General features: G+C 73.2%; 26 protein-coding genes. 14 read left to right on the top strand and 12 right to left on the bottom strand.

Translation table 11 applies throughout. The features are described from left to right. Nucleotides 1-95: 95 nt before the first annotated feature. The gene (locus OG990_RS21340) at nt 96-1,367 is read left to right on the top strand and encodes a PQQ-binding-like beta-propeller repeat protein (RefSeq protein WP_406076950.1); all 1,272 of its coding nucleotides are present in this window, start codon (nt 96-98) and stop codon (nt 1,365-1,367) included. Beyond that, the gene (locus OG990_RS21335) at nt 1,364-2,650 is read left to right on the top strand and encodes a PQQ-binding-like beta-propeller repeat protein (protein ID WP_406076949.1); all 1,287 of its coding nucleotides are present in this window, start codon (nt 1,364-1,366) and stop codon (nt 2,648-2,650) included. Before OG990_RS21340 ends, OG990_RS21335 begins: the two co-directional genes overlap by 4 nt. Here the strand turns inward: OG990_RS21335 and OG990_RS21330 are convergent, their stop codons facing one another. Further along, the gene (locus tag OG990_RS21330; RefSeq protein WP_406076948.1) at nt 2,651-3,829 is read right to left on the bottom strand and encodes a peptidase C39 family protein; all 1,179 of its coding nucleotides are present in this window, start codon (nt 3,827-3,829) and stop codon (nt 2,651-2,653) included. A gap of 139 nt (nt 3,830-3,968) precedes the next feature. Between OG990_RS21330 and OG990_RS21325 the strand changes: the two genes are divergently transcribed. From OG990_RS21325 to OG990_RS21310, 4 genes are all read left to right on the top strand, one after another. After that, nucleotides 3,969-4,637: a response regulator transcription factor gene (locus OG990_RS21325; protein WP_088951539.1), complete on the top strand. Its 669-nt coding sequence runs from the start codon at nt 3,969-3,971 to the stop codon at nt 4,635-4,637. Next, on the top strand, nt 4,634-5,818 hold the full coding sequence (locus OG990_RS21320; protein ID WP_328424925.1) for a HAMP domain-containing sensor histidine kinase: 1,185 nt from the start codon (nt 4,634-4,636) through the stop codon (nt 5,816-5,818). Before OG990_RS21325 ends, OG990_RS21320 begins: the two co-directional genes overlap by 4 nt. A gap of 172 nt (nt 5,819-5,990) precedes the next feature. Then, nucleotides 5,991-6,398 carry a VOC family protein gene (locus OG990_RS21315; protein ID WP_328424927.1) on the top strand — a complete coding sequence of 136 codons (408 nt, stop codon included), beginning with the start codon at nt 5,991-5,993 and terminating at the stop codon, nt 6,396-6,398. Then, nucleotides 6,395-6,814 (top strand): VOC family protein, encoded by a 420-nt coding sequence (locus OG990_RS21310; RefSeq protein WP_406076947.1) that lies wholly within the window; start codon nt 6,395-6,397, stop codon nt 6,812-6,814. The genes OG990_RS21315 and OG990_RS21310 overlap by 4 nt, the downstream gene beginning before the upstream one ends. A gap of 57 nt (nt 6,815-6,871) precedes the next feature. Here the strand turns inward: OG990_RS21310 and OG990_RS21305 are convergent, their stop codons facing one another. From OG990_RS21305 to OG990_RS21290, 4 genes are all read right to left on the bottom strand, one after another. Further along, nucleotides 6,872-7,648 carry a hypothetical protein gene (locus OG990_RS21305; RefSeq protein ID WP_406076946.1) on the bottom strand — a complete coding sequence of 259 codons (777 nt, stop codon included), beginning with the start codon at nt 7,646-7,648 and terminating at the stop codon, nt 6,872-6,874. 216 nt (nt 7,649-7,864) lie between these two features. Then, nucleotides 7,865-9,934, bottom strand: coding sequence for a 3-hydroxyacyl-CoA dehydrogenase NAD-binding domain-containing protein (locus OG990_RS21300; RefSeq protein WP_406076945.1), 2,070 nt, complete (start codon nt 9,932-9,934; stop codon nt 7,865-7,867). Beyond that, nucleotides 9,931-11,127, bottom strand: coding sequence for an acetyl-CoA C-acyltransferase (locus OG990_RS21295; RefSeq protein ID WP_328424936.1), 1,197 nt, complete (start codon nt 11,125-11,127; stop codon nt 9,931-9,933). The genes OG990_RS21300 and OG990_RS21295 overlap by 4 nt, the downstream gene beginning before the upstream one ends. Before the next feature lie 189 nt (nt 11,128-11,316). Then, nucleotides 11,317-12,654, bottom strand: coding sequence for a ribonuclease D (locus OG990_RS21290; RefSeq protein ID WP_355608452.1), 1,338 nt, complete (start codon nt 12,652-12,654; stop codon nt 11,317-11,319). Between the two features lie 277 nt (nt 12,655-12,931). Here OG990_RS21290 and OG990_RS21285 point away from each other — a divergent pair, with 277 nt between their 5' ends. Both OG990_RS21285 and OG990_RS21280 read left to right on the top strand, forming a co-directional pair. Then, nucleotides 12,932-14,266, top strand: coding sequence for a trypsin-like peptidase domain-containing protein (locus OG990_RS21285; protein ID WP_406076944.1), 1,335 nt, complete (start codon nt 12,932-12,934; stop codon nt 14,264-14,266). A gap of 160 nt (nt 14,267-14,426) precedes the next feature. After that, nucleotides 14,427-15,434 carry a hypothetical protein gene (locus tag OG990_RS21280; RefSeq protein ID WP_406076943.1) on the top strand — a complete coding sequence of 336 codons (1,008 nt, stop codon included), beginning with the start codon at nt 14,427-14,429 and terminating at the stop codon, nt 15,432-15,434. A gap of 119 nt (nt 15,435-15,553) precedes the next feature. Here OG990_RS21280 and OG990_RS21275 read toward each other — a convergent pair whose 3' ends face one another. After that, a complete protein-coding gene (locus OG990_RS21275) occupies nt 15,554-16,126 on the bottom strand; it encodes a DUF3000 domain-containing protein (protein WP_328424944.1) in 573 nt (190 codons plus the stop codon). A gap of 197 nt (nt 16,127-16,323) precedes the next feature. Here OG990_RS21275 and hemE point away from each other — a divergent pair, with 197 nt between their 5' ends. From hemE to hemQ, 3 genes are read left to right on the top strand one after another with little or no spacing between them, the layout of a single operon-like run. Then, nucleotides 16,324-17,421: a uroporphyrinogen decarboxylase gene (gene hemE / locus OG990_RS21270; protein ID WP_406076942.1), complete on the top strand. Its 1,098-nt coding sequence runs from the start codon at nt 16,324-16,326 to the stop codon at nt 17,419-17,421. A gap of 6 nt (nt 17,422-17,427) precedes the next feature. Next, nucleotides 17,428-18,837 (top strand): protoporphyrinogen oxidase, encoded by a 1,410-nt coding sequence (gene hemG / locus OG990_RS21265; RefSeq protein WP_406076941.1) that lies wholly within the window; start codon nt 17,428-17,430, stop codon nt 18,835-18,837. Further along, complete coding sequence (gene hemQ, locus OG990_RS21260) at nt 18,834-19,535, top strand: hydrogen peroxide-dependent heme synthase (protein WP_328424950.1); 702 nt, start codon at nt 18,834-18,836, stop codon at nt 19,533-19,535. Before hemG ends, hemQ begins: the two co-directional genes overlap by 4 nt. Before the next feature lie 17 nt (nt 19,536-19,552). On the opposite strand, the gene OG990_RS21255 is transcribed toward hemQ, so the two are convergent. The 5 genes from OG990_RS21255 to OG990_RS21235 form a co-directional block, all read right to left on the bottom strand. Beyond that, nucleotides 19,553-20,041, bottom strand: coding sequence for a GNAT family N-acetyltransferase (locus OG990_RS21255; RefSeq protein WP_406076940.1), 489 nt, complete (start codon nt 20,039-20,041; stop codon nt 19,553-19,555). 91 nt (nt 20,042-20,132) lie between these two features. Beyond that, nucleotides 20,133-21,233: a lytic polysaccharide monooxygenase gene (locus OG990_RS21250; RefSeq protein WP_355608468.1), complete on the bottom strand. Its 1,101-nt coding sequence runs from the start codon at nt 21,231-21,233 to the stop codon at nt 20,133-20,135. Nucleotides 21,234-21,351: 118 nt separating this feature from the next. Beyond that, nucleotides 21,352-21,807 (bottom strand): GNAT family N-acetyltransferase, encoded by a 456-nt coding sequence (locus OG990_RS21245; RefSeq protein ID WP_406076939.1) that lies wholly within the window; start codon nt 21,805-21,807, stop codon nt 21,352-21,354. 61 nt (nt 21,808-21,868) lie between these two features. Continuing rightward, nucleotides 21,869-22,813, bottom strand: coding sequence for a DMT family transporter (locus OG990_RS21240; RefSeq protein WP_406076938.1), 945 nt, complete (start codon nt 22,811-22,813; stop codon nt 21,869-21,871). A gap of 178 nt (nt 22,814-22,991) precedes the next feature. Continuing rightward, nucleotides 22,992-23,252, bottom strand: coding sequence for a Prokaryotic metallothionein (locus OG990_RS21235; RefSeq protein WP_328424960.1), 261 nt, complete (start codon nt 23,250-23,252; stop codon nt 22,992-22,994). Between the two features lie 301 nt (nt 23,253-23,553). Here OG990_RS21235 and OG990_RS21230 point away from each other — a divergent pair, with 301 nt between their 5' ends. After that, nucleotides 23,554-24,303, top strand: coding sequence for a lytic polysaccharide monooxygenase (locus tag OG990_RS21230; protein WP_386989374.1), 750 nt, complete (start codon nt 23,554-23,556; stop codon nt 24,301-24,303). 61 nt (nt 24,304-24,364) lie between these two features. Continuing rightward, nucleotides 24,365-24,970, top strand: a complete 606-nt coding sequence (locus tag OG990_RS21225) for a DUF305 domain-containing protein (RefSeq protein WP_406076937.1) — start codon at nt 24,365-24,367, stop codon at nt 24,968-24,970. Between the two features lie 48 nt (nt 24,971-25,018). Here the strand turns inward: OG990_RS21225 and msrB are convergent, their stop codons facing one another. Next, a complete protein-coding gene (gene msrB / locus OG990_RS21220; protein ID WP_328424966.1) occupies nt 25,019-25,423 on the bottom strand; it encodes a peptide-methionine (R)-S-oxide reductase MsrB in 405 nt (134 codons plus the stop codon). 47 nt (nt 25,424-25,470) lie between these two features. Here msrB and ligD point away from each other — a divergent pair, with 47 nt between their 5' ends. After that, a complete protein-coding gene (ligD, locus tag OG990_RS21215) occupies nt 25,471-26,508 on the top strand; it encodes a non-homologous end-joining DNA ligase (RefSeq protein ID WP_406076936.1) in 1,038 nt (345 codons plus the stop codon). The last annotated feature ends 4 nt before the right edge of the window (nt 26,509-26,512 follow it).

Genomic DNA, 26,512 nt, shown 5'->3' with positions numbered 1-26,512 from the left:
GACCACGCGTCGCATTTGCCGGGCCGGTGCACCCACGGCCGGTTTGCCGGAGGTGACCCGTCGGCCAGCCGCGCGTGGCGGGGGGAGGACGGTCGGTGTCGATCATTGAGCTGGGCGAGGTCCGGGAGGAGCCGGCCTCGGCGCCGCCGGTTCGCCGGCCGCGCGCCGCCGGCCGTCCGCTGCGCTGCGCGGCGGTGCTGCTGGTGGCGCTGGTGGCGCTGGCCAGTGCGGCACCGGTGCCGAGGCGGACGGAGACCCCGGTGCCGGCCTCGCCGGGCGCGAGGGCGTACCTCACCGAGGACGGCATTTTCGTCATCGACGCGTCGAGCGCGGGCGGGGATCGGCACATTACCGCGTACGCCCAGCCGGCCGCCGGCGGCGAGGTGCGGCGCCGGTGGCAGGCGCCGCTGGCCGGCGTCGGTGACTACCTGGGCATCCGGGACGAGCGGGGATTGGTGCTGCTCACGGGGGTCTCCGCAGGCGACGGCCAGCAGCAGACCACCGCCTTCGACGCGGCGACGGGCGAGCAGCGCTGGCGGCGGCCGGGTATCGCCTCGTGGACGGCCGACGGCGGCCTGCTGCTGAGTGCCACCGACGAAGGGTCGGGTGCGGTGAGCCGGGTTGCGCCCGAAACCGGCCGGGCGCTCTGGTCGGTGCCCGTCCCGCCGCCCGGAAACGTCAGTTACCACGGTGGCATCGGCGAAGTCGACCGGTTCGTGCTCCTCCAACCGACCGGCGAGCTCCAGGTGCACGACGCCGGCACTGGCCGGCTGCTGCGCAGCATCGACACACTGCCCGGCGACCGGTCAGCGCTCCAACAGGCGCAGGTCGTGGGTGATCTGCTGCTGCTCGCCCCACCCGGTCACACCAGGTTGGAGGGCTACGGACTGTCCGAGCTGGATCGGCGATGGACGGCCGAGGTGCCACTGGTGTCCTTTGTGCTCCGCTGCGGCCGTCTGCTCTGCGCGTTTCAGCACACCGGCGGCATCCAGGCCTTCGATCCGGCGACCGGTGCCGTGCGCTGGTCGCGCCCGGGCGGGGACATGCTGGCCGACGTCCGGGACGGCCGACTGCTGATGATCGGGCCTCTCCGGCGATACACGGCGCTGGACACGACGACCGGGCGAACGGGGACCGATCTGGGGCAGTGGGACCTGGTGCCGGTGCTGCGCCCCGACGATCCGCTGATCGGCGTGCGGCAGGGGAACGCCGGGCAGTTGGTCGTCGCCGAACTGGACCTGGTGGCCGGCCGGTCACGGATCATCGACGTGCTGTCGGGCGTCTCCAATGACTGCAAGGCGTCCCAGGCGGTCCTGCTCTGCCGGCGACTCGACGGCTCGACCGCGCTGTGGCGGTTGCGGCCGTGACCGGCCCGGTCATCGATCTCGGCGAGCTGCGGCACGAGCCGGATTCCGTCCCGCTGCCCCGTCCGCCCCGCGCCAACGGCCGGCCGCTGCGCTGCGCGCTGGTCCTGCTGCTCCTGCTGGTCACCCTCGCCGCCGCCGGGCCGCCGGGCCGCCGTGCCGTGGTGACGCTGCCGGGGCAGCCGGGCACCGAAGCGTTCGTCTCCGGCGACCTCTTCTTCCTCCTCGACCCGCTCAGCTCGCAGTCGAGGCAGCGGCGGCTGGCCGCCTTCCGGCTGCCCGACGGCGAGCCGGTCTGGCAGGTGCCCCTGCCGGTGGACGGCCGGCTCTGGGGGGTCTCCGAGCAGGGCGGGATGCTGCTGGTCACCGGGCACGAGAGCGACCCGGGGGGTCAGGGCGCGCTCACCATCACGCTGGACCGGGCGACCGGGGCGTACGGCTGGCAGCAGCCGGGCAGCGCCGTCGAGTTGGCCGACGGGAACCTGCTGCTGCAGTCCACCGACGGCGAGGGGGCGGGCAGCCTACGCGCCGTCGATCCGTGCTGCGGCACCGTGCGCTGGCAGCTGTCCACCACCCCCGCTGAGATCAATTTTCGGGGCACGGAGAACGGGGTGGACCGGGTGGTGCTCAGCCGTCCGGACGGGCAGGTCGAGGTACGCGATGCGACCACCGGCACGGTGCTGGCGCGCGCCAATCTGGGCGCGCCCGGCCGTGGGCCGTACCCGACCGTGCAGGTGGTGGACGACCTGCTGGTCACCGTCGGCGGATCTCCGGCCACGGCCACCGCCTACGGGCTGGACCGGCTGGACCGGCGCTGGAGCGCCACCGGCGACGGGGAGCTGTACGTGCTGGGCTGCGGTCCCGTCGTCTGTCTGCAGAGCCCAGCCGGCGGGCTGCGGGCGGTCGACCCCGCGACCGGCCGGGTGCTCTGGAGCAGCGGGCGCTGGGGGTGGGCCTGGCCGTACGACGGTCGGCTGGTGACCACCCCGTCGGAAAGCACCGGCAGCAGGAATGAGCAGTTCGTTGCGCTCGATCCAGCCACCGGGGACGTGGTGGCCGAGTTGGGCCGGTGGGAGCTGGCCCAGTTCGGTCTCGAGGATCCGATGGTCGGGGTGCGCCGGCTTCCCGGCGGCGGGCTGATCGTCGCCAAGCTGGACGTCCGCACCGGGGAGGTGCGGGTGCTGGACGTGTTGCCGGACGCGATCGGGGAGTGCCAGGCGAGCGTCGGTCGGCTGTTGTGCCGGCGGATGGACGGCTCGTACGGGCTGTGGCAGTTACCCGACTGATCACCAGTTGGCTTGGGCGGGTGGCGGGGGCAGCGGCACCGACGCCGGCCGCAGCACGTACGTCACCCCGCCGCTGCCCCGCTGCCAGGCCGGCTCGAACCGCTGCCGGGGCACGGTCCGACGAACCGTGTCGTCGTCCGGCGCGTACGGGTCGTTGAGCACCGGGTCACCGTCGGCGGTGAAGCCGATCAGCACCATCAGGTGCCCCCTGGTGTCGTAGGGCAGGCCCGGCACCTCACCGGCCCGGAACGCGGCGGAGACGATCACTGGGATGCCGGCGGCGATGAACGCCTCCGCCTCGGCCAGCGACCGCAGCCGGGTGACGAACGCGTCCACCCCGTGCAGGCCGGCGTATGCGGTGTTGAACGGCCAGTTGCCGGCCCCGGCGTACGCGTGGTCGTAGCAGTGTCGGGCGGTGTGCACCACCACCGGTCGCGGGCCGGGCGGGTCCACCCAGGCGTAGCGCTCCGGCGTCGGCTCGGCCCCCCAGTAGGCGAGCACCATGGAGGTGCAGGTGGGGCTGCACCACGAGTCGCCGCCGCCACCCCACTGCGGGTGCTGGCCGGCGTGCAGCCGCTGCGAGTAGCCGGGCACGTCCAGCACAGTCCCACGCCCGGCGCCGACGGCCGGCTCCCGGCCTTCCTCCGGCCCCGGCTCACTTGCCGCTTCGGCCGGGGCGTGGCCGGCGGCGACCGCGCCGACGCTGCGCAGCACCGGGGCCGCGGGGCTGCCGTCCGGCCGGCACAGGGTCACCCGGGCCTGCCAGCCGGTGACCGTCGCCCCGGTCACGACCAGCGTGTCGGTGTCCACCCGGGCGTCGCCGTCGCGCTGCCCGGGCACCGAGGCGCGTCGTACCGTGCGGTCGTCGGCCGCCCAGCGGGCCAGCAGGTACCAGTCGGTGCTGGGCGCTTCTTCGTGCCAGCCGCGCAGCTCGACCTCGATCCAGCAGCCGTCGGGGGTGTCGGCGGTCCAGGACGGCACCACGTTGGTGACTCCGAAGCCGACCCGCACCGGCGGGGACGTCCAACTGCCCCGCGACACCGGCCGGTCGGCGCTGCGCAGGGTCAGCCCCCGGTCGGTGGTGTGCAGGCCGTCTCCGGTGCCGGCCGTCTGGTCTGCCGGCAGGTGGAAGCCCTGGTAGGCGATGTTCCGCCGGGTGGGTGGTGCCGCGGTGGTCATGACAGGTCCGTCCGTCGCTGGGGTGTCGGAAGCATCGCGTACGCCGGGATGGCCCGCAACGCCGGGCGGCGCGGGCGGCGAGGGACGATGGTTGCCGGCCGGCACTACGTTGTCGGTGGTCAGCAGCGAGGAGGCCGGGATGCGGGTACTGGTGGTGGAGGACGAGCGCAACCTCGCCGACGCGATCGCGCGCGGGTTGCGCAAGCGGGGGATGGCGGTCGACGTGGCCTACGACGGCGATGCCGGCCACGAGGCGGCGTTCGTCACCCGGTACGACGTGGTCGTGCTGGACCGCGACCTGCCCGGCGTGCACGGTGATCAGATCTGCGCGGACCTGGCCGCCTCGGGCGCGCTGACCCGGGTGCTGATGCTGACGGCGAGCGGCACGGTAGCCGACCGCGTGGAGGGGTTGCAGCTCGGCGCGGACGACTACCTGCCCAAACCGTTCGCCTTCGACGAGTTGGTCGCCCGGGTGCAGGCGCTGGGCCGGCGGGCCACCCCGGCCGCGCCGCCGGTGCTCGAACTGGCCGACCTGGTGCTCGACCCGGCCCGCCGGGTCGCCACCCGCGCCGGCGTGCCGGTCGACCTCACCAACAAGGAGTTCGGGGTGCTCAGCGAGCTGCTCAAGGCGCGCGGCGCGGTGGTCTCCAGCGAGGAGCTGCTGGAACGGGTGTGGGACGCCAACACCGACCCGTTCACCACGATCGTCCGGGTCACCGTGATGACGCTGCGCAAGAAGCTCGGAGATCCACCGCTGATCGAGACGGTGGTCGGCGCGGGCTACCGCACCGCCGAGGTGGGGGCATGACGGGGCGGGCGCGGTTGCGGCCCACCCTGCGGTTGCGCCTGACCCTGCTCAACGGCGTGCTGCTGGTCGGCGCGGGAGCGATCCTGGTGCTGCTGGCCTGGCTGCTCGTCCGGGACGCGCTGCGGCCCACCGACGAGCTGCTGCCCGGCACCACGGTGGTCCTGGCCGACGGCCGGTCGCTGGACGCCGGTCAGTGGCAGCACCAACTGGTCGACGCCGCCTCCGGGGAACTGCTCGCCAAGGGCCTGGTCGCGCTGCTGGCGATCAGCATCGTGGGAGTGGCCGGGGCGTACGCGGTCGCCGGCCGGGCGTTGCGTCCACTGCACCAGGTCACCGCGACGGCGCAGCGGCTCGGCGAGGCGACCCTGGACCAGCGGATCGGCTACTCGGGCGCCGACGACGAGGTGGCCGAGCTGGCCAAGACGTTCGACGCCATGCTGGACCGGATCGCGTCCGCGTTCGAGGCGCAGAAGCGCTTCGTGGCCAACGCCTCGCACGAGCTGCGTACCCCGCTCGCGGTGATGCGGACCGAGATCGACGTGACGCTCAGCGACGACGACGCGGACGCGGCCGAGTACCGCCGGATGGCCACCGTGGTCCGGGACGCCTCCGAGCGGGCCAACGGCCTGGTGGACGCGCTGCTGGTGCTGGCCCGCAGCGAGGCGCAGGCCGGGCGGCGGCTCGGTCGGCGTACCGAATGTGACCTGGCCACCGGGACGGCCAACGCGCTGTCGGCGATGCGCCGGGAGGTGGACCGGATCGGGCTACGGGTGCAGACCTCGCTGGAGTCCGCGCCGGTGGTCGGCGACCCGGGGCTGCTCGACCGGCTGGCCGGAAACCTGATCGAGAACGCGGTCCGCTACAACCACCTGCACGGCCGACTCTGGGTGCGCACCGGCTCGGACGGCGAACGCTCCTGGCTGGTGGTGGGGAACACCGGCTTCGAGGTGGACCAGGTCGACGTGCCGGGGCTGTTCGAGCCGTTCCGGCGCGGCGGCCGGGAGCGGACCGGGGCCCGCGGCTCGGGCCTGGGGCTGTCCATCGTCCGGGCGGTCTGCCAGGCGCACGGCGGCACGGTGCGGGTCATCGCGCAGACCGGCGGCGGCCTGGAGGTGACGGTCACCCTGCCGTCGGCGGACGCCCCGGCGGTGACCGGCCCGGTGCCCGCCATCGGCGGCTGACCCGTCCCGTACCGGGTTGCGGGCGGTCCGCGCCGGATGGAAAGATCACGTCGTCAGCTCGAGATCGAAGGGGGGTGCGTCGAATGTCCACCAACACTGGCTCCGCGCCCCGGGTCTCTCTCGGCTGACACCCAGAGGCGGAGCGTCCCCATTCAGCACGGAGGGAACACCCGTGTATCCACGGATCCGCAACATCAGTTTTGACTGTCACGACACGTACGCCCTGGCCGGCTTCTGGTCGGCCGTGCTCGGGTACGCCCGGCACTCCGAGGACGCCCCCGGTGACCCGGAGGCGGCCCTGCTGCCGCCGGACGACGCCACCCCGAACCTGTTCTTCCAAGCGGTGCCCGAAGACAAGGTGACCAAGAACCGGCTCCACATCTGCCTGGAACCCGTCGACCGGACCAGGGACGAGGAGATCGAGCGGGTGCTCGGCCTCGGGGCCAGCATGGTCGCCGACCGACGGCAGGCCGACGGCACGGGTTGGGCGGTGCTCGCCGACCCGGAGGGGAACGAGTTCTGCGTGGTCCGCAGCGCCGGCGAGCGTGTCCCTGCCACCTCTCTGGAGGCTCAACCGTGAGTTCGACGATTCACAACATCAGCATCGACTGTCACGACACGTACGCGCTGGCCGGCTTCTGGTCGCAGGTCTTCGACTGCCCCCGGCAGCCCGACGACTTCCCCGGCGACCCGGAGGCGATGCTCCTGCCGCCTGGTGGCCCGGAGGTGCTCTTCATCGCCGTGCCGGAGGACAAGGCGGTGAAGAACCGGCTGCACCTGGACGTGCAACCCACCGACCGGACCCGGGCCGAGGAGGTCGAGCGGTTGCTCGGCGTCGGCGCGATCCACGTCGCCGATCACGTCGGCCCGACCGGCGGGGGCTGGGTGGTGCTCGCCGACCCGGAGGGCAACGAGTTCTGCGTGCTCGGTAACCCGGCCGAGCGGGCGGCGGCAGCGGCGGCGCGGGCCGCCGCGGGAGCCGGCGAACCGGCCTGACGCTGACGTACGGAGCCCCGGCCACCCGAAGGTGGCCGGGGCTCCGGTCGGTACGGCTCAGGAGCGCTGCTCGACCTGCCCCCGAATGGTGACGAACTCGGCCTTCACCTGGGCGGCGGACTTGTAGTACATGATCACCATGCCCACGCTGCCCCGGTCGGCCCAGACACAGATGCCCACCGGTACGTCCTTGGCCTTGCCGTCGCCGCAGCGCGCGTCACCGCCGAGCGGCCCTGGCTCGACCGTCGCCATGGAGGCCATGCCCAGCTCGCTGGAGAGCCCGGCCACGGCGTCGTCCAGCTCCTTCTTCGGGTCCGTCATCAGCCCGGACGCGGCGGCAATCATGAAGAGGTCCTGCTTGGCCGGGTCGCCGTAGAAGGCGCCGACGGCGCTGGTCTCGTTCTGCGCCGTCGTCTTCATCTCGGCGACCATCGCGTCGGCGACGCTCTGCAACTGCGGGTCGGTGTTCTTCGGCCGGCCGGCGAGGGTGGCCGGTGCGGACACCCGGGTGTTGGTGGCATCGACGACGTCGCCCACCTCGTCCTTGACGGCGAACCAGGTGATCGCCGCTCCGCCGAGGCAGAGCACCAGCACCACGGCCAGCACGATCAGCACGATCCGGCCGGCCTTCGACTTCTTCGGCGGCGGGCCGGCGGGCAGGTTCGGGCCGCCGTACGGCTGACCCGGCTGCGCGGGCGGGAAGCCCTGCTGCTGCGGCGGCGGCCAACCACCGGGCTGCTGCTGCTGCGGCCAACCACCGGGCTGCTGCGGCTGGTGCGGCGGGGGAGGGGAATTGTGCGGCGGGCCGTAGGGGGTGGCCGGCGGCTGGGACATCAGTCAGCTCCAAGATGGGATGGCAAAGCGGGTGATCTTAACCCGGTGGCGGGGCCGTCCGCTGCCCCTTCACACGTGCCCTGCGCTGCCCGTTTGCGCGCCTGCGGGGGTTCGTGCTCGGGTCCGCGAGCAACCCGTTGGCGCAGAAGCGATCGCGGTGGCCGGCCCCGTCCACGAGGGACGGTCCGACCACCGCGACGGTGGTGCTGCGACCGGTCAGGCGGGCAGGCTCGCCGCCCCGCGCGGCAGGAACCGGCGGCCGGTGACCCGTTCGCTGGTGCCGGTCCGGTCCAGGTACGGCGTGACGCCGCCCAGGTGGAACGGCCAGCCGGCACCGAGGATCATGCACAGGTCGATGTCCTGCGCCTCGGCGACCACGCCCTCGTCCAGCATCAGCCGGATCTCCTGCGCCATCGCGTCGAGCGCGTTCTGCCGTACCTGCTCGGCCGTCAGCGGCTGGTCACCGACCACGAGCAGCTTGGCGACATCTTCGTTGATCTGGTCGTCGACCACGATCGGCTGGCCCGAGTCGGCGATCCGCTTGAGGTTCTCGCTGACACCGAACCGGTCCGGGTACGCCGCGTGCAGGGTGCCACCCACGTGGTACGCCACGGCCGGCCCGACCAGCTGAAGCAGGGCGAGCGGGCGCATCGGCAGGCCCAGCGGGTCCAGTGCGCTGTTCGCCACGTCCAGCGGGGTCCCGGCGTCGACGGCGGCGAAGACGGTGCCCAGGAAACGGGTGAGCAGCCGGTTCACCACGAACGCCGGTGCGTCCTTGACCAGCACCGAGGACTTCTTCAGCTGCTTGCTGACCGCGAACGCGGTCGCGAGGGTGGCGTCGTCGGTCCGCTCGCCGCGGACGATCTCCAGCAGCGGCAGCACCGCCACCGGGTTGAAGAAGTGGAAGCCGACCACCCGCTCGGGATGCTCCAGCTCCGCGGCCATCTCGCTGATCGAGAGCGAGCTGGTGTTGGTGGCGAGCACCGCCTCCGGGGAGACGATCTTCTCCAGCTCGGCCCAGACCTGCTTCTTGACGCCCAGGTCCTCGAAGACCGCCTCGATGACGAAGTCGGCGTCGGCGAAGGAGCTCTTGTCGACCGTGCCGCTGACCAGGCCGTACAGCTTGGCGGCGGTGCCCTTGTCCATCCGGCCCTTGGTGACGGCCTTCTCGATCTGGGTGTGCACGTAGCCGACGCCCTTGTCCACCCGGGACTGGTCCAGGTCGGTCATCACCACCGGCACCTGGAGACGACGGGCGAACAGCAGCGCGAGCTGGCTGGCCATCAGGCCGGCGCCGACGATGCCGACCTTGGTGACCGGTCGGGCCAGGCCCTTGTCCGGCGCCCCGGCCGGGCGCTTGGCCCGCCGCTGCACCAGGTCGAAGGCGTACAGGCCGCTGCGCAGCTCCTCGGAGAAGATCAGGTCCGCGAGGGCCTCGTCCTCGGCGGCGGTGCCGGCGGCGAAGTCGGCGTCCTTCGCCGTCTCCAGCAGGTCCAGCGCCTTGTACGCGGCCGGGACCGCGCCGTGCAGCCGCTGGTTGAGGGTCTCCCGGGCGAAGTAGAGCACGCCCGCCCACATGTCCTTGTCGACCTCGGGCCGGGTCACGGTGACCTGGCCGCGTACCACGCCGGCGGCCCACTCCAGGGAACGCTCCAGGAAGTCGGCCGGCTCCAGCAGCACGTCCGCGATGCCCAGCTCGGCGGCCTGCTTCGGCTTGAGCATCTTGTTCTGCATCAGCGGGTTCTGGATGATCACCTGGGTGGCGGCGGGGATGCCGATCAGGTTCGGCAGCAGCTGGGTGCCGCCCCAGCCGGGGACCAGACCGAGGGAGACCTCGGGCAGGGCGAGCGCCGCCGCGCCGCCGGAGAGCGTCCGGTAGTGGCAGTGCAGCGCCAGCTCCAGGCCGCCGCCCATCGCCGCGCCGTTGACGAACGCGAACGTGGGTACGGTGCTGTCCTTCAGCCGGGCGAAGACCCGGTGGCCGAGCCGGCCGATCTCCAGCGCCTGCGCGCGGTCGGCGAGCTGCGGCAGGCCGACGATGTCCGCGCCCACGCAGAAGATGTACGGCTTGCCGGTGACCGCGATGAACGCCGGGTCGGCGGCCAGCGCGGCGGTGATCGCCTCGTCCAGGCTGGTCAGCCCACCCGGGCCGAAGGTGTTCGGCTTGGTGTGGTCGAAGCCGTTGTCCAGCGTGATCAGGGCGGCGGGCCGGTCCAGCCCCGGTACGTTCACCTGGCGCAGCAGCGCCTTGGTGACGACCTCGTTCGGTGCGGCGAGCGCGCTCACTTGTTGCCCTCCGTCCAGTGCGGGTTCTCCCAGATCACGGTGCCGCCCATGCCGATGCCGATACACATGGCGGTCACGCCGTAGCGGACCTCGGGGTGCTCGGCGAACTGGCGGGCCAACTGGGTCATCAGCCGTACGCCGGAGGAGGCGAGCGGGTGACCGATGGCGATGGCACCGCCCCACGGGTTGACCCGCGGGTCGTCGTCGGCGATACCGAAGTGGTCGAGGAAGGCGAGCACCTGCACGGCGAAGGCCTCGTTCAGCTCGAACAGGCCGATGTCGTCGATGCTGAGCCCGGCGATGCGCAGCGCCTTCTCGGTCGACGGGATCGGGCCGACGCCCATCACCTCGGGCTCCACGCCGACGAAACCGAACGACACCAGCCGCATGGCGACCGGCAGGCCCAGCTCGCGAGCGACGTCCTCGGAGGCGAGCAGGCTCGCGGTGGCGCCGTCGTTCAGGCCGGCCGCGTTGCCCGCGGTGACCTTGCCGTGCGGGCGGAACGGGGTCTTCAGGGTGCCGAGCTTCTCCAGCGACGTGTCCCGGGGGGCCTCGTCGACGGTGGCCAGACCCCAGCCGCCCTCCGCGTCACGGATGGACATCGACACCAGGTCGTCCTGGAGCTTGCCGTTGGCGTACGCCTTGGCGGTCTTCTGCTGCGAGGCGAGCGCGAACGCGTCGGTGCGTGCCTTGGTGATGTGCGGGACCAGGTCGTGCAGGTTCTCCGCAGTCGCGCCCATGACCAGCGCGGACGGGTCGACCAGCTTCTCCGCGACGATGCGCGGGTTGGGGTCGACGCCCTCACCCATCGGGTGGCGGCCCATGTGCTCGACGCCGCCGGCGATCGCGATGTCGTACGCGCCCATGGCGATGCCGCTGGCCACGGTGGTCACCGCGGTCATCGCACCGGCGCACATCCGGTCGATGGCGAAGCCGGGAACGGTCTTGGGTAGACCCGCCAGCAGGGCGGCGGTCCGCCCGATGGTGAGGCCCTGGTCGCCGATCTGGGTGGTGGCCGCGATGGCGACCTCCTCGACCCGCTCCGGCGGCAGCTGCGGGTTGCGGCGCAGCAGTTCTCGGATGCAGCGGATCACCAGATCATCGGCGCGGGTGTTGGCGTACATGCCACCCGCCTTGCCGAACGGGGTACGGACGCCGTCGACGAAGACGACATCCCGAACTTCACGGGGCACTTGAGCCTCCTAGCCGACACGGGCACGTTCCACCGAATGCTACTCGCCAGTAACCAACCCCGTCCGCACCCCCCGTTGTGGCCCACCCCACACCGACCACGAACGCCCAGCCCGGTCGATCATGAAGTTGTTGTCGGGACACGCCGGCCCGATGGCAACAACTTCATGATCAACTGCGGTGGAGGTGGGTCAGGGGACGGGAGGGGTGGAGGGCTCCGGGGTCAGGGCCGGGGTCAGGTGGGGGATGAGGAGGGCGATCTGCCATTCGCGGGCGTTGAAGCCGCGCAGGGTCTCCGCCACGGTCTCCTCGGTGACCTCCTCCGGCGGGGTCCAGGCCAGCCGGCGGACCGAATCCGGGGTGATCAGATTTTCCGGAGGCAGGTTGTGCTCAGTGGCGATGCGGACCACGACCTCCCGGCAACGGGCCAGCCGACCGGCGGCCACCGGGTCCCGCTCGGCCCACCGGTGCGGCGGGGGCGGACCCTCCACCGCCGGGGTGACCGGCAGCGCATCGTCCGGCAGTTGCCGGGCGTCGTCGAGTGCGGTCAGCCAGGTGCGGGCCAGCCGGCGTACCGACCGGCCGCCGAAACCGGGCAGCGTCAGCAGGGTCTTCTCGTCCTTCGGGTCCAGCTCGGCGGCGGCGATGATCGCCGAGTCGGGCAGCACGCGACCGGGTGCGGCGTCCCGTCGGGACGCGATCTGGTCCCGGGCGTACCACATCGAGCGGACCCGGGCCTGGGCCCGCGCGCCGCGCAACCGATGGATGCCGGAGGTACGCCGCCAGGGCTCTGCGCGGACCCGGGGCGGGCGTGCCCCGGTACGGACCAGCGCGGCGAACTCCTCCGCGGCCCACTCCGACTTGCCCTGCCGGGCCAACTCGGCGTCGAGCGCGTCACGCAGGTCGGTGAGCAGCTCCACGTCGAGGGCGGCGTAGGTCAGCCACGACTCGGGCAGCGGCCGGCTCGACCAGTCAGCCGCCGAGTGGTGCTTCTCCAGAGTGAACCCGAGTAGCTGCTCGGTCAGCGCGGCCAGGCCGACCCGCTCGAATCCGGCCAGCCGAGCGGCCAGTTCCGTGTCGAACAGGCGTCGCGGGCGCAGCCCCACCTCGGCCAGGCAGGGCAGATCCTGGCTGGCCGCGTGGAGCACCCACTCGGCCTCGCCGATCACCGCGTCCAGCGCGCTGAGGTCGGGCAGCGGCAGAGGGTCGATCAGCGCCGTACCCGCACCGGCCCGCCGGAGCTGCACAAGGTAGGCGCGCTGGCTGTAGCGGTACCCGGAGGCCCTCTCGGCATCCAGGGCGACCGGGCCGGTGCCCGCGGCGAAACGGGCCACGACCTCGGCGAGCTCAGCCGGCGCGGCCACCGGATCGGGGGTGCCGTCACGCGGGGCGATCAGCGGAACGGGCCCACCGTCGGTCGGGTCGGTCCCCTCGCCCGCCGGCTGCGGCTGGGCCGACGGCGGGTGGTGGGGTGCGTTTCCCGGGAGTTCTTCGGTGGGCCGACGGCGCAGGGGTGGTTCGTCGGTCACCTGCCAACCCTAGTGCGCGCGGTGATCCGGCGGGTGCAGCCGGTCGGCTGCGTGTCGGTTGGGTGTCCACAAGGTGTCCTTTCGGATGCCGGACATCGGGGGAGACAAAGCCCTTTGACGCAGGTACGGTCCATCGAGCCGCCGGTCCCGATCTTGTGACACGCGGGTCGATGGCGGCACGGGGACACCACGGGAAGGCAAGGCGATCATGACGGCTGGCTACGGTTCGGGGGACGGGCGAGCGGCGGGCGCCGAGCCTGACGGCGCGGGTGGAACGATGCCCGGGGCCGAACGGCCGGGACCGTTGCCACCGCGCATCGAGCCGTACCCCGGGTCGCCCTTCTCCGCCACCCCGACCGGCGGTACCGATCCGTCCCTGACCGTCCCGGCTCCCCGCACCGGCTGGGCCGCTCCACCCAACAACGGGCAGTGGGGCTCCGCGCCGGCTCCGCACGGCACCACCCCGGGCACTGCCCCGGCCGCGCACTACGGCACCGCTTCTGTGGCACCCCCGGGCACGTCGCCGACGCCGTACGGCACGACGCCGGCCGGCCCGTACGGCGGAGCCACCCCGGGCGCCGCCCCGACCTACGGCACGAGCGCACCACCGTCGGCCACCGGCACCGTCGGCTATCCGCCGGCCGTCGGGCCGAGCGTCCCCGGAGCGCCCGGACAGGGCCTCCCCGGGGCGCCCGGGCCGAGCTTCCCGGGCGGCGGGTACCCACCGCTCGGCGACCCGGCCAGCGCCCCGCCGTTCGCCACCGCGGGTTACCCGGGTGGTCCCGCGCAGCCCGGCTGGCCGGGTGCCGCCCCGCCGCCGGCCGCCCGGCCCAGCCGCCGTCGCTGGCCGGTCCTGCTCGCCACGCTGACCGTCGTGGTGCTGGCCCTGGTGGCCGGGTTGCAGGCGTACCAGCTCGATCGGCTCACCGATCGGCTCAGCGACACCGACCAGCGCCTGGCGCAGGCTCAGGACGGCGACGGCACCCGCCTCGACGACCTGGAGAAGCGCGCGGAGGCACTGGAGAAGCAGGCCGGTGCCGCGTTCAACCCGGAGGCGGTGGCCAGCGCGGTGCTGCCCAGCGTGTTCCGGGTCCGGGCCGGTCAGTTCACCGGCAGCGCGTTCGCGGTCGGTAAGCCGGCCACCGGTGGCGGGACCAACCTGTTCACCAACTTCCACGTCGTCGAGGCCGTCTGGGACGGTGGCGGACGCCAGGTCTTCCTGGAGCGCACCGACCAGCGCTTCCCGGCCACCATCGTCAAGGTCGACAAGACCAACGATGTGGCGCAGCTGCGTGCCAGCGGCAAGTTCACCGGCCTGGTCACCGCGTCCGCCGCGGTGAAGTCCGGCCAGCAGATCGTCGTCGTCGGCGCTCCGCTCGGCCTGGAGGACAGCGTCACGACCGGTGTGGTGAGCGCGCTGCGCGACGCTCAGGGCAGCTCCGGGCCGGCCATCCAATTCGATGCCCCGATCAACCCGGGTAACTCCGGCGGGCCGGTGGTCAACGGCAGCAAGCAGGTGGTCGGCATCGCCACCGCCAAGGCTCGCGACGCCGAGGGCATCGGGCTGGCCGTACCGATCAAGGTCGCCTGCGACGGTTTCAAGATCTGCTGAACCGGTGGCCCGGCCACGTCGCCGGGCCGCTCTCGTCACCCAGGGCCACCGCCGGCCCTCTCCGATCCCGCCCAGGTCCCCGGACCCGAGCGAATCTCGCCGCTGCACCCCGGTCCGTCGCGCCTACCGGCGCGGGACCAGCTCACCTGGAGGAATAACGATGTCCCAGCCACCGACCGGGCCGGAAGGTTTCCCGACGCCGTCGGCCGGCCCGGATCAGCCGCCGTCCGCCGCCGACCAGACCGTGTCGTACGCCGCCGGCCCGCGCGCCGCCGACCCGACCGTGCCGCACCCAGCCGTGCCGCAGCCGACTGCTGCCGACCCGACCGCGCGATACCAGGCCGGTCAGCCCGCGCCGCAGCAGCAGTACGCGCCGGTCCAGCCCACGCCGCAGCAGTACGCCCCCGGGCAGGCGACGCCGCAGCAGTACGCCTCCGGGCAGGCCACGCCGCAGTACGGCACCGCCCAGCCCGTACCGCCGCAGTACGGCGTCCCGCAGGCCGCACCCACCTACCCGGCGAGCGCCCCGCCGTACGCCGGACAGGTCTCCGCGCCGCCGCACGGACAGCCGATGTCGGCGCCGCCGGTCTCCGGCTCAACGTACGGGCAGCCGATGTCCGCGCCGCCAGTTTCCGGTCCGGCGTACGGCCAGCCGATGTCGGCGCCGCCGGTTCCCGGTCCGGCGTACGGCCAGCCGATGTCGGCGCCGCCCGGAATGGCACCGCCGTACGGCCCGGCCGGGGCACCGGCGGGCGGCCGGGGTCGCGCGGTACTGGTGCTGGCCCTGGTGGCCGCGCTGCTCTTCGTCGTCAGTGGGGTGATGACCGGTCTGTACGTGACCAAGAACGGTGAGCTGAACCGCACGGAGAAGCGGCTCACCGGTCAGGTCAGCGAGCGGGACGGCACCATCGCGGCCAACACCACGGAGATCATCAAGCTCAAGTCCGACCTGCAGACCATGCAGGACAAGCTCGACAACACCGAGCAGGACCTGACCGGGACCCGCAACGACCGCGACGAGCAGGCCCGGCAGAAGAAGGTCATCGCCAGCTGCCTGGACAAGCTGACCACCGCGCTCGGTGCGGCGGCGGCCGGCAACAAGAGCGCCTACGACGCGGCGATGAAGGGCCTGGACAAGGTCTGCGACGAGGCGGAGAACTACCTCTGACAGCCGCACCAACCTGGTCGATCATGGGGTTGTGGTGCCCCGCGAATGCCGCAGTGAGGGGCATCCCGCCCACCACGACCCCATGATCGACCCGGTGGTGGGTGGTGGCTGCCTGCGGCTTAGGCCGCGCCGGCGGGGCGGCGGTCGGACAGGGCTGTCACCCCGGGCGGGGGCAGCCCTGCCGTGGAGGCGAGCAGCGCGCACCAGCCGAGCAGGTGCGGGGTCAGGTCGTCGTCGACCGGCGTCCAGGAGGCGCGGATCTCGATGTCACCGGCGGTCGGCGGGCCGGCCAGGTCGCCGAACCGGGTCGACATGGTCTGGGTGACCGTCCCCCCGATCGCCCGGTGGCCGGCGTCGTGGGCGTCCAGCGCGTCGGTCAGCCAGGTCCAGCCGACCCCGGGCAGCAGCGGGTCGGCGGCCAGGTCGACCTCCAACTCGGCGGTCACGTAGGTGACCAGTCGCAGGGTGCCCTGCCACGCCTCGTGCCCGACCGGGTCGTGCAGCAGGATCAGCCGGCCGGTGGCCACCTCGTCGCCGTCGCGCAGCACCGTCGCGGAGAGCGCGAACGCGTACGGGGCCAGCCGCTGGGGAGCGCCGACCTCCTCCAGCGTGATCTCCGGCCGGGGCGCCGCCGCCCGCAGCCCGGCGACCGCGCGGGCGAAGGTCTCCGGGAGCGCGATCGGGGGGGCCATGCCGGCAGCCTATGCCGCCGCCCGCCCACCCGCTTCGGCGGCGCGCCGACGCCCGATCCGGCCGCCGTTCCCGTTCGCTGGTCCCAGCCATCCCGCCCCGCGATCCGAGCCGCTCGGCCCGCCGCGCGATGTCAGCAACGTGTTCTTCCTTTCACCCCAGGCGGGGAGAGGGTGGGGGCCGTGGCACGATTGCGGCGATGAGCACGGACACCACGGGCACTGCCGCCCGAGACGGAGAACAGCGCGCCGGCGGACCGGCCGACTCGCCCTTCATTCGGGCCTGCCGGCGGCGGCCCGGCCCGCACACCCCGGTCTGGTTCATGCGCCAGGCTGGCCGCTCACTGCCGGAGTACCGGGAGATCCGGGCGAGCGTGCCGATGCTGGAGTCCTGCCGTCGCCCGGAACTGGTCACCGAGATCACCCTCCAGCCGGTACGCCGGCACGGGGTGGACGCGGCAATCCTGTTCAGCGACATCGTGGTGCCGGTCGCCGCGGCCGGGGTCGACCTGGACATCGTGCCGGGCACCGGCCCGGTGGTCGCCGAGCCGATCCGCACCGCCGCCGATGTGGAGCGGGTCCGCCCGATCACCCGCGACGACGTGCCGTACGTGGACGAGGCCGTCCGGCAACTCGTGATCGAGCTGGGCGACACCCCGCTGATCGGCTTCGCCGGCGCGCCGTTCACCCTGGCCAGCTACCTGGTCGAGGGGGGTCCGTCACGGACCCACGCCAAGACCAAGGCCATGATGTACGGCGATCCGGAGCTGTGGCACGCGCTCTGCGGCCGGCTGGCCGAGGTGACGCTGGCCTTCCTCCGGGTGCAGATCGAGGCCGGGGTCTCCGCCGTGCAACTGTTCGACTCGTGGGCCGGTGCGCTCTCCGAGGCCGACTACCGGCGCTACGTGCTGCCGCACTCGACGGCCGTGCTGAGCGGGCTGGTCGACGCCGGGGTGCCGCGGATCCACTTCGGGGTCGGCACCGCCGAGTTGCTCGGCGCGATGGGCGAGGCCGGCGCGGACGTCGTCGGCGTCGACTGGCGGACCCCGCTGGACGTGGCCACCGGCCGGATCGGCCCGGACAAGGCGGTGCAGGGCAACCTGGATCCGGCCGTGCTGCTCGCGCCGTGGCCGGTCGTGGAGACCGAGGTACGCCGGATCCTGGACCAGGGCAGGGCGACCCCCGGGCACGTGTTCAACCTCGGCCACGGGGTGCTGCCGGAGACCGACCCCGACGTGCTGACGCGGGTGGTGGCGCTGGTGCACGAGCTGTCCAGCCGCCGGGCCGACCAGGGCTGACACGCGATGCGGCAGCCTTGGCGGGTGGCGGTGGTCGGCGGCGGAATCGCCGGGCTGGCCGCCGCGGCCCGGTTGCGCGAGAGCGCCCCGGCCGGCACCGAGATCTTGGTGTACGAGCAGTCCGGCGCGCTGGGCGGCAAGCTGCGTACCGGCGAGCTGGCCGGCCAGCCGGTGGAGTTCGGCGCCGAGTCGTTCCTGATGCGCGACCCGACCGGTGCCGAGTCCGCCGCGGTGGCCCTGATCCGCCGGCTCGGAATGGCCGAGGAGATCGTGCACCCCACGGTCGGGCAGGCCGCGTTGGTCGTCGACGGGGGGCTGCGCCCTGTCCCGGGCGGCACGCTGGTGGGCGTACCCGGGGATCTGGACAAGGTGGCCGCGGTCGCCCGCCCGGCCGCGGACGCCGACACCGACGGAGGCCGACCGCTGGTCGCACCGGACGTGGACGTCTCGGTGGGTGCGCTGGTCCGCTCCCGCTTCGGCGACGAGGTGGTCGACCGGCTGGTCGACCCGATGCTGGGCGGCGTGTACGCCGGCCGCGCCGACAATCTCTCCCTGGTCACCACCATGCCGGCGCTGGCCCGCGCGGCCCGGGTGGAGCACACCCTGGTGGGCGCGGTCCGGGCGGCGCAGGCCGCGTCGCCGCGCGCCCCCGGCGTCCCGGTCTTCGGCACTCTGGCCAACGGGCTGAGCAGCCTGGTCGAGGCGGCGGCGACGGCCAGCGGCGCGACGGTTCGGCGGGACGCCGCGGTCCGCGAGCTGACCCCGACCGACACGGGCTGGCGGCTCACGGTCGGCCCGACCCGGGACCCGGAGCTGGTCGAGGTGGACGCCGTGGTGCTGGCGGTACCGGCCCGGCCGGCGGCCCGCCTGCTCGCCGGCCCCGCCCCGGTGGTCGCCGCAGGCGTCGGCGAGTTGGACTACGCCAGCGTCGCGCTGGTCACCCTGGCGCTGCCGCAGCCGCGGCTGCCCGAGCTGTCCGGCTTCCTGGTGCCGAGCACCGAGGGCTTGCTGATCAAGGCAGCCACCTTCTTCACCACCAAGTGGGGGCACCTGCGCCGGCCGGACGGGCTGGCGCTGGTACGTGCCTCGGTGGGTCGGTACGGCGAGGAGGCGCATCTCCAGCGCCCCGACGCGGACCTGGCCGCCACCGTGCATCGCGAGCTCTCGGCGGTGCTCGGCACCCCGCTGCCCTCCCCGGTCGACGGGCACGTGCAGCGGTGGGGCGGAGCGCTGCCCCAGTACACCCCGGGGCACGCCGACCGGGTCGCCGCCGCGCGGACGGCGTTGCGGGCCGCGCACCCCACCCTCGTCCTCGCCGGCGCCGGCTACGACGGGGTCGGCATACCGGTCTGCGTCCGCTCCGGCGAGACGGCGGCCGACGAGATCATCACAGCACTGGGAGGATCGGCGAGATGACCGAGCAGACCAACGCGGCCCGGTTGCGGGAGCTGAACGACAGCATCCGCTACACCATGTGGTCGGTGTTCCGGGCCAGCGCACCGCTGCCGTCGCTGCGAGACAACGTCACCGGCGAGGTCGAGTCCCTCTTCGAGGAGTTGGCCGGCAAGGACGTGGTGATCCGGGGCGTGTACGACGTCTCCGGGCTGCGCGCCGACGCGGACGTGATGATCTGGTGGCACTCCGCGTCCAGCGACGCGCTGCAGGACGCGTACCTGCGGTTCCGCCGCACCACCCTGGGCCGGGCGCTCACCCCGGTCTGGTCGCAGATGGCGCTGCACCGGCCGGCGGAGTTCAACAAGAGCCACATCCCGGCGTTCCTGGGCGGCGAGGAGGCTCGCCCCTACATCTGCGTGTACCCGTTCGTCCGCTCCTACGAGTGGTACCTGCTGCCGGACGCCGAGCGGCGCGAGATGCTGGCCGAGCACGGGAAGATGGCTCGCGGCTACCCGGACGTGCGGGCCAACACGGTCGCCTCGTTCGCGCTGGGCGACTACGAGTGGATGCTCGCCTTCGAGGCCGACGAGCTGCACCGGATCGTCGACCTGATGCGCGACCTCCGCGCCTCCGGCGCCCGTCGCCACGTCCGCGAGGAAGTCCCCTTCTACACCGGCCGCCGCCGCTCGATCGCCGAGATCGTCGACTGCCTGGTCTGATCCCCGCCGGGCGCGGGTCAGAGCGGGCGGAGCATGACCTGTTCGCGGCGTACGCCGTCGGACAGGAGGTCGCCGAGTTCGTCGGTGCGGCCGAAGCCGGCGCGCAGGTAGAGGGCCTTCGCCGCCGCGTTGTCCGGCATGACGCTGAGGCGTAGCCGGTCGGCGCCGCTCTCGCGGGCCCAGTCCGCCACCGCGTCCACCAGGAGGTGGCCGACCTTTCGACCGCGCGCCTCGGGGTGCACCCACATCGAGATCAGCTCCATGACGAGCGGGTCTGGCGTGGGTACGCCGCTGGCCATCCCGACCGGCCGTCCGCCCAGGACGGCCACGAGGTTGTGCGAGCCGGGGATGGTCAGCCGGTCGCGCCAGCGCTCCGCACGGTCGCCGTCGCCCTGCCAGTCGGCCAGCTGGGAGCCGAACGCGTCCGGCGCCTCGGTGAGGGCGGCCAGCCGCAGCTCGCGCCAGGTCGGCCAGTCGTCGGGGGTGAGCACCCTTGTCTCGATCATGCGGGAATCGTGCCGGGGGCCGGCGTCCCGCACCACCGGATTTCCCGCCGGCCGGCGCCGCACCCCCGCCCGGGTGCGGCGCCGGTCGGGGTCAACTGGTCGCCGTGCAGGAGACCAGTGGGGCGGGGTTGCTGCCGTTCCACGAGCCGAGCAGACCGAAGGTGGTGCTCGCTCCGGCGGCGAGGGTGCCGTTGTAGCCGACGTTGCGGGCGGTGACCAGCGTGCCGCTGGTGCTGATGGTGGTGTTCCACGACGAGCTGACCTGCTGGCCGTTGGCGTAGTTCCAGCTCACCGACCAGCCCTGGGTGGGTGAGCCGCCCGCGGTCACCCGGACCTCGGCCTGGAAGCCGCCGGCCCACTGGCCGGTGACCTGGTACGTCGCCGTGCAGGCCCCGGCCGGCGGCGGAGTGGTCGGCGGCGGAGTGGTCGGCGGAGGCGTGGTGGGCGGGGGCGTGGTGGGCGGCGGGGTGGTGGGCGGCGGGGTGCCCGTTCCGCCGGAGAAGTCGACGTCGCTGCACAGGTAGTACGACTGGTCCAGGTGGCTGGCCTGCCAGATGGTGTAGACGATGTGCCGACCGGTGCGGCCCGGTGCGTTGGCCGGGATCTCGATGGAGACGCCGCCGGTCTCCTGCTTCCACTGCGACGCCGGGGTGTTGCCGATCTGGCCGGTCAGCTCCAGGTCGTCCCAGCCGAGCGGCTCGGTCAGCGGGTTGAAGCCCTGCCGGGTCACGTACACCCGGATGTAGTCGGCGCCGTGGCTGGCCTGGTCGAAGAAGCGGACCCGGAAGTTGCTCGACACCGCGGTGGTCTTCCAGGCGCCGACGGTGTCCAGGGCGTTGTAGCGGCCGCTGGACGTGCGCCCGCCGCTGCACAGTTGCCCGTTGGGGATGGCACCCTGATGGTTGCCGGCCACACCCTCGCGGAACAGGCCGTTCCAGTTCCACATGGCGTTCGGGTCGGCCTGCCAGGCCTGCCAGCACATCGGATCCTCGGTGGCCATCCGGGGATTCTGGAAGTCGCTGCCCCAGCGTTGCCAGCAGCCGTAGTTGCGCGAGGCCGGGTCGACGACCGAGCCGTGCGCCGAGGCGGGGCGGACCAGCGCGGTGGTCAGCGCGGTGGACAGCAGGAGCGTGGCGGCCGCCGCGATGGCGAGCAGCCAGAGCATGCGTGGTGATCGGACGAGAGTGGACATGGAGCCCCCGGGGGGATGAGGTCGGACGACGACACCCGGACTGCCGGGAGATGCCCGCTCCCGTGCCTACTCGCAGGCTCCCGCGATGGCTCTACCCCGCACGATGCCAGGCATATCGTCAGACGTCAATGGCTCCGCGACGCATCGGGGTGTGCGGGATGCCGTCCTCGACGTACTCCGGGCCGCTGACCGCGAAGCCGTGCCGGGTGTAGAAGGCGACCAGGTGCGACTGCGCGTCCAGCACACAGGCCCGGTTGCCCACCACCTCCAGCGCCGTGGCCATCAGCCGGCCGGCGTGGCCGCCGCCGCGCGCCGCCGGGGCCACCACCACCCGACCGATCCGGGCGGTGCCGTCCGGGTCGGCCAGGATTCGCAGGTACGCCAGCGGCGCGCCGCCGTCGGTCAGCCAGAGGTGGCGGGTGCCCGGTTCCACGTCCCGCCCGTCCAGCTCCGGGTACGGGCAGTGCTGCTCCACCACGAACACGTCGATGCGCAGCTTGAGCAGGTCGTGGAAGGTGCGGGCGTTCAGGTCGGCGAACGAGGCCGTCCGGACCTCGGTGGTTTGCTGGGGCACGCACCGATGGTAGGCCGTCCGGCCGGGCGGGTTCCGGTGCGTCCCGCCCGGCCGGGCCCGGTCACGGTCTGTCGGGGCGGGCGGGGGTGAGATAGGTGGCGGCCACGGCGGTGAGCAGCAGCGCGCCGCCGACGATCACCGGCAGCGGCAGCGGCTCGTGCAGCAGCACCACGGCCAGCGCCGCCGCGGTCAGCGGTTCGAGCAGGGTCAGCACTGCGGCGACGCTGCCGGAGGTGGTGCGCAGTCCGGCGTAGAACAGCGCGTACGCCACTGCGGTGGTGACCACGCCGAGGTGCAGCAGCAGCGCCACGGTGTCGACGCGCACCGGTACGCCGATCCCGGCGACCAGCGCGAACGGCGCCAGCGTCAGCGCACCGACGGTGGTGGAGATGGTGGTGAGCGTCATCGGCGCGGCGCGCTGCGACACCTGCCGGCTGATCAGGGTGGTCACCGCGTACCCGAGGCCGGACCCGGCCGCCGCGAGCAGGCCGAGCAGCGGTGCGGGCGCTGCCCCGGTGGGTTCCGCGGTGGCGCCGGTGATCAGGGCGAGGCCGGCGACGGCGGCGATCAGCGTGCCGAGCCGTAGCGGACCGGGGAGCCGCCGGGCGCGCACCGACTCCCAGGCCGCGGCGAGCACCGGGGCCAGGCCCAGGCTGACCACGGTGGCCACGCCGACTCCGGCCAGTGCCACGGCGGCGAAGTAGAGCGCCTGGTAGAGGCCGAGGCCGATTCCGGTCAGCAGCAGCGGAACTGGCGCCGCGCGCAGGGTGGCGAGGATCGCGCCAAGTCGGCCGGCGGTGCACGCCAGCAGGACGAGCGCGGCGATCGCGAGGCGGTGGAAGCCGATGCTCACCGGGCTGAGCCCGGTGCTTTCGCGCAGGAGTTGCACCGCCACGCCGGTGGTGCCCCACAGCACTCCGGTGACGGTGATCTGGATCAGGCCGGTGCGGGCCTGGGCGACGGCCGGGGCCGGGGCGGCCGGCGGCGCGGTACGGGACGTGGACACGGGTGCGCTCCGAAGGGTGAGCCGTTGACGGGGACGACGTCGACGGAGCGCGTACGGCGAGATGGCCGAGCCGGGTCAGGCACCGGTCGGCGGGAGGCGCGGCGCTCCGTTCAGGAGCGCGGCGGGGGCAGGACGCCCAGGAACGGTCGCATGGGGACGACCGTACCGCAGGGCCGCGTCAGGCGGGTCGCGAGCCGACGGCGTCGCGGATCTCGGCACCCTCGGTGCCCTCGACGGAGCGGGCGCAGTGCGCGCAGCAGAAGAACCGGCCGTTGACCTCGACGCCGTGTCCGACGATCTTGATCTGGCAGTGTTCGCAGATCGGTGCCATCCGGTGGATCGCACACTCGAACGAGTCGAAGGTGTGCACGTCGCCGCTGACCGTACGCACCTCGAACGCCATCCAGTAGTCGTTGCCGCAGACCTCGCACGTTGCCATGGAAAACCTCCTGTATCAGGACATGTGCTACCAGACTGCTCCAGTGCGGGGCGGTGAAGGGCGAAATGCCGCCAGTTGACCGGCCGGTGCGGCGTGTCGGCTCCGGTGTGTCGTCCGGTGGGCCGATTGAGCCGCGGCTCGACGACGAATCGGCCGACCAGGTCGACGACCGCGGCGGGCTGCTCCGGCTCTGACAGAAAACTCGTCGCCATCGATGTATTTTATCGACAATGGTCTTTACTGTTAACAAAGTTTAAATTACCTTGAGGGGCACCACCCGACCTGGAGAAGGAGTGCCCCGATGCGTCGAAGAATCACTGTCCCGCTGGTGGCGGCGGGCGCCGTGGCCGCCACCCTCACCGTCGCCGCGCCCGCGCAGGCGCACGGTTACGTCTCCGCCCCACCGAGCCGGCAGGCGCTCTGCGCGCAGGGGCGGGTGCCCGACTGCGGGCAGATCAAGTACGAGCCGCAGAGCGTCGAGGGCCCCAAGGGTCTGCGCAGCTGCAACGCCGGAATCGCCCACTTCGCCGTCCTCAACGACGACAGCCGGGGCTGGCCGGCCACCTCGGTCGGCAGCTCGCTGACCTTCACCTGGGTGAACACCGCCCGGCACGCGACCAGCAACTGGGAGTACTGGATCGGCAACACCCGGGTCGCCTCGGTCAACGGCAACGGCCAGCAGCCGGGCGCCACCGTCTCGCACAACGTCAACCTCGGCGGCTTCTCGGGCCGGCAGAAGATCCTCGCGGTGTGGAACATCTCCGACACCGCGAACGCCTTCTACTCCTGCATCGACGTGCAGATCGGTGGCGGTGGCGGGCCGACGCCCAGCCCCACCCCGACCCCGACCGCCTCACCCACCCCGCGGCCCACCCCGACCGCCACGCCGACCACTCCGCCCGCGCCGGGTGGCAGCTGGACGGCCGGCCGGGCGTACCAGATCGGCGACCAGGTCACCTACGGCGGGTCGACGTACCGCTGCCGGCAGGCGCACACCGCGATCCCCGGATGGGAGCCGCCGAACGTGCCGGCGCTCTGGAGTCAGGTCTGACCGCACGGGTGCGGCCCCCGGTCGCACCCGTGCGCCATCCTCGCTGATCGGAGCACCCGGCATGACCCGCCGAACCCTGCTGGCGCCCCTGCTCACCGCGCTCCTGCTCACCGCCGCCTGCGCCGGGCCACCCGCGGTGAACCCGTCGGCCGTGCCGCAACCGGCTGGCGTGCCCCCGGCTGTCGAGTCCCCGGGCGGGTCGGCGCCCGCCGGGGACTCGATGAGCGGCATCGACGTGGTGTTCCTGAGCACGATGGTCGGCCACAGTGAGCGCACCCTGCAGATCGTCCGGCTGGCCCGGGACCGGGTGCGCGACGACGCGCTGCGCACCCTGGCCGCCGCCATCGAGGCGACCGAGGCAGACGAGTTGTCCGCCATGCGCGGCTGGCTGCCCACGGCGGGGCCGGGTGCCAGCGCGGCCACACACCACCACGCCGGGCACGGGGATGACGCCGCGCTCGACCGCCTGCGGACCGCGCCGGACGCCGACGTCGACCGGGTGCTGCGCGAGGTGCTCGCCGACCACCAGCGGGCGGCGGCCGACCTGGCCCGGGCTCAGGTCGACGTCGGCCGCAACGAGCGGGTACGCGACCTGGCCCGGCGGATCGAGCAGTCCCGGACCGCCGAGGTCGGGCTGCTGACCATGCCGCCGGCCGCGCGGCGGTGATCGGGGTACGCCGCTGGCGCACCTCCCGCCACGCGGAGGCGGCTCAGGTCAGCGGGGTTCCAGCCGGATGGAGACCGAGTTGACGCAGTGCCGGGTGTCCTTCGGCGTGAAGCCCTCGCCGTGGAAGACGTGCCCGAGGTGGCTGTTGCAGCGGGCGCAGCGGATCTCCGTACGGGCCATACCCATGCTGCGGTCCTCGATCTCCTTGACCCGGCCCGGGATGGCGTCGTCGAAGCTCGGCCACCCGCAGTGCGAGTCGAACTTCGTGTCGCTGGAGAAGAGTTCGAGCCCGCAGGCGCGGCAGTTGTAGACGCCGGCCGTCTTGGTGTCCACGTACTCGCCGGTCCACGCGCGTTCGGTGCCGGCCTCCCGCAGTACGTGGAACTCCTCGGGGGTCAACCGGACCCGCCACTCGTCCTCGGTCTGGGGCAGCTCGTTGTCGTCAAGACTCACCCGTCAACGGTACGTCGTGCGTCGGGGCTGTGGCATAAGGTCGCGGGATGGGTGGCACCAAGGCAGCGGTCGCCGAGGTCGAGGTGGCTGGGCACACCGTACGGTTGAGCAGTCCGGATCGGGTGATCTTCCCGCAGCGGGGCTTCACCAAGGCGGACGTCTTCCACTACTACCTCGCGGTCGGCGACGGCATCATGCGCGCCCTGCGGGACCGGCCCACCACGCTGCAACGCTTTCCCGAGGGCGTCGAGGGCGAGATGTTCTTCCAGAAGCGGGTGCCCACCCGGGGCGTACCGCCCTGGATCTCCACCGCGGAGATCACCTTCCCGAGCGGCCGGAGCGCGGCGGAGCTCTGCCCGGCCGACCTGGCGCACGTGGCCTGGGCGGCCCAGATGGGCACCATCGTGTTCCACCCGTGGCCGGTGCGCGCCGCCGACGTCGACCAGCCCGACGAGCTGCGCATCGACCTGGACCCGCAGCCCGGCACCGACTTCGCCGACGCGGCGCGGGCCGCCGCGGAGGTCCGCGCGGTCCTCGACGAGTTGGGTGCCACCGGCTGGCCGAAAACCTCCGGCGGCCGGGGCGTGCACGTCTACCTGCGGATCCAACCCCGCTGGACGTTCACCGAGGTGCGCCGGGCCACCATCGCGCTGGCCCGGGAGGTGGAGCGCCGCCACCCCGCTCTGGTCACCACCGCCTGGTGGAAGGAGGAGCGCGGCAACCGGGTCTTCGTCGACTACAACCAGATGGCCCGGGACCGCACCATCGCCTGCGCGTACTCACTGCGGGCCAACGCGCGGGCCACCGTCTCCACCCCGGTCACCTGGGATGAGCTGCCCGACGTCGAGCCGGACGACTTCGACCTGCGCAGTGTGCCGGCCCGGCTCACCGAGCGGGGCGACCCGCATGCCGGCATCGACGACGCCCCGTGGGACATCACCCCGCTGCTGGAGTGGGCCGAGCGGGACGCCGCCGCCGGCCAGGGCGACCTGCCGTACCCGCCGGACCACCCGAAGATGCCCGGCGAGCCCAAGCGGGTCCAGCCCAGCCGCGCCAAGCGCACGCCCGGCGACGACAGCACCTGACGCT

The sequence above is a fragment of the Micromonospora sp. NBC_00858 genome (genome assembly GCF_045207365.1).
GTDB lineage: Bacteria > Actinomycetota > Actinomycetes > Mycobacteriales > Micromonosporaceae > Micromonospora.
This window is presented reverse-complemented; position numbering and strand designations above follow the sequence as displayed.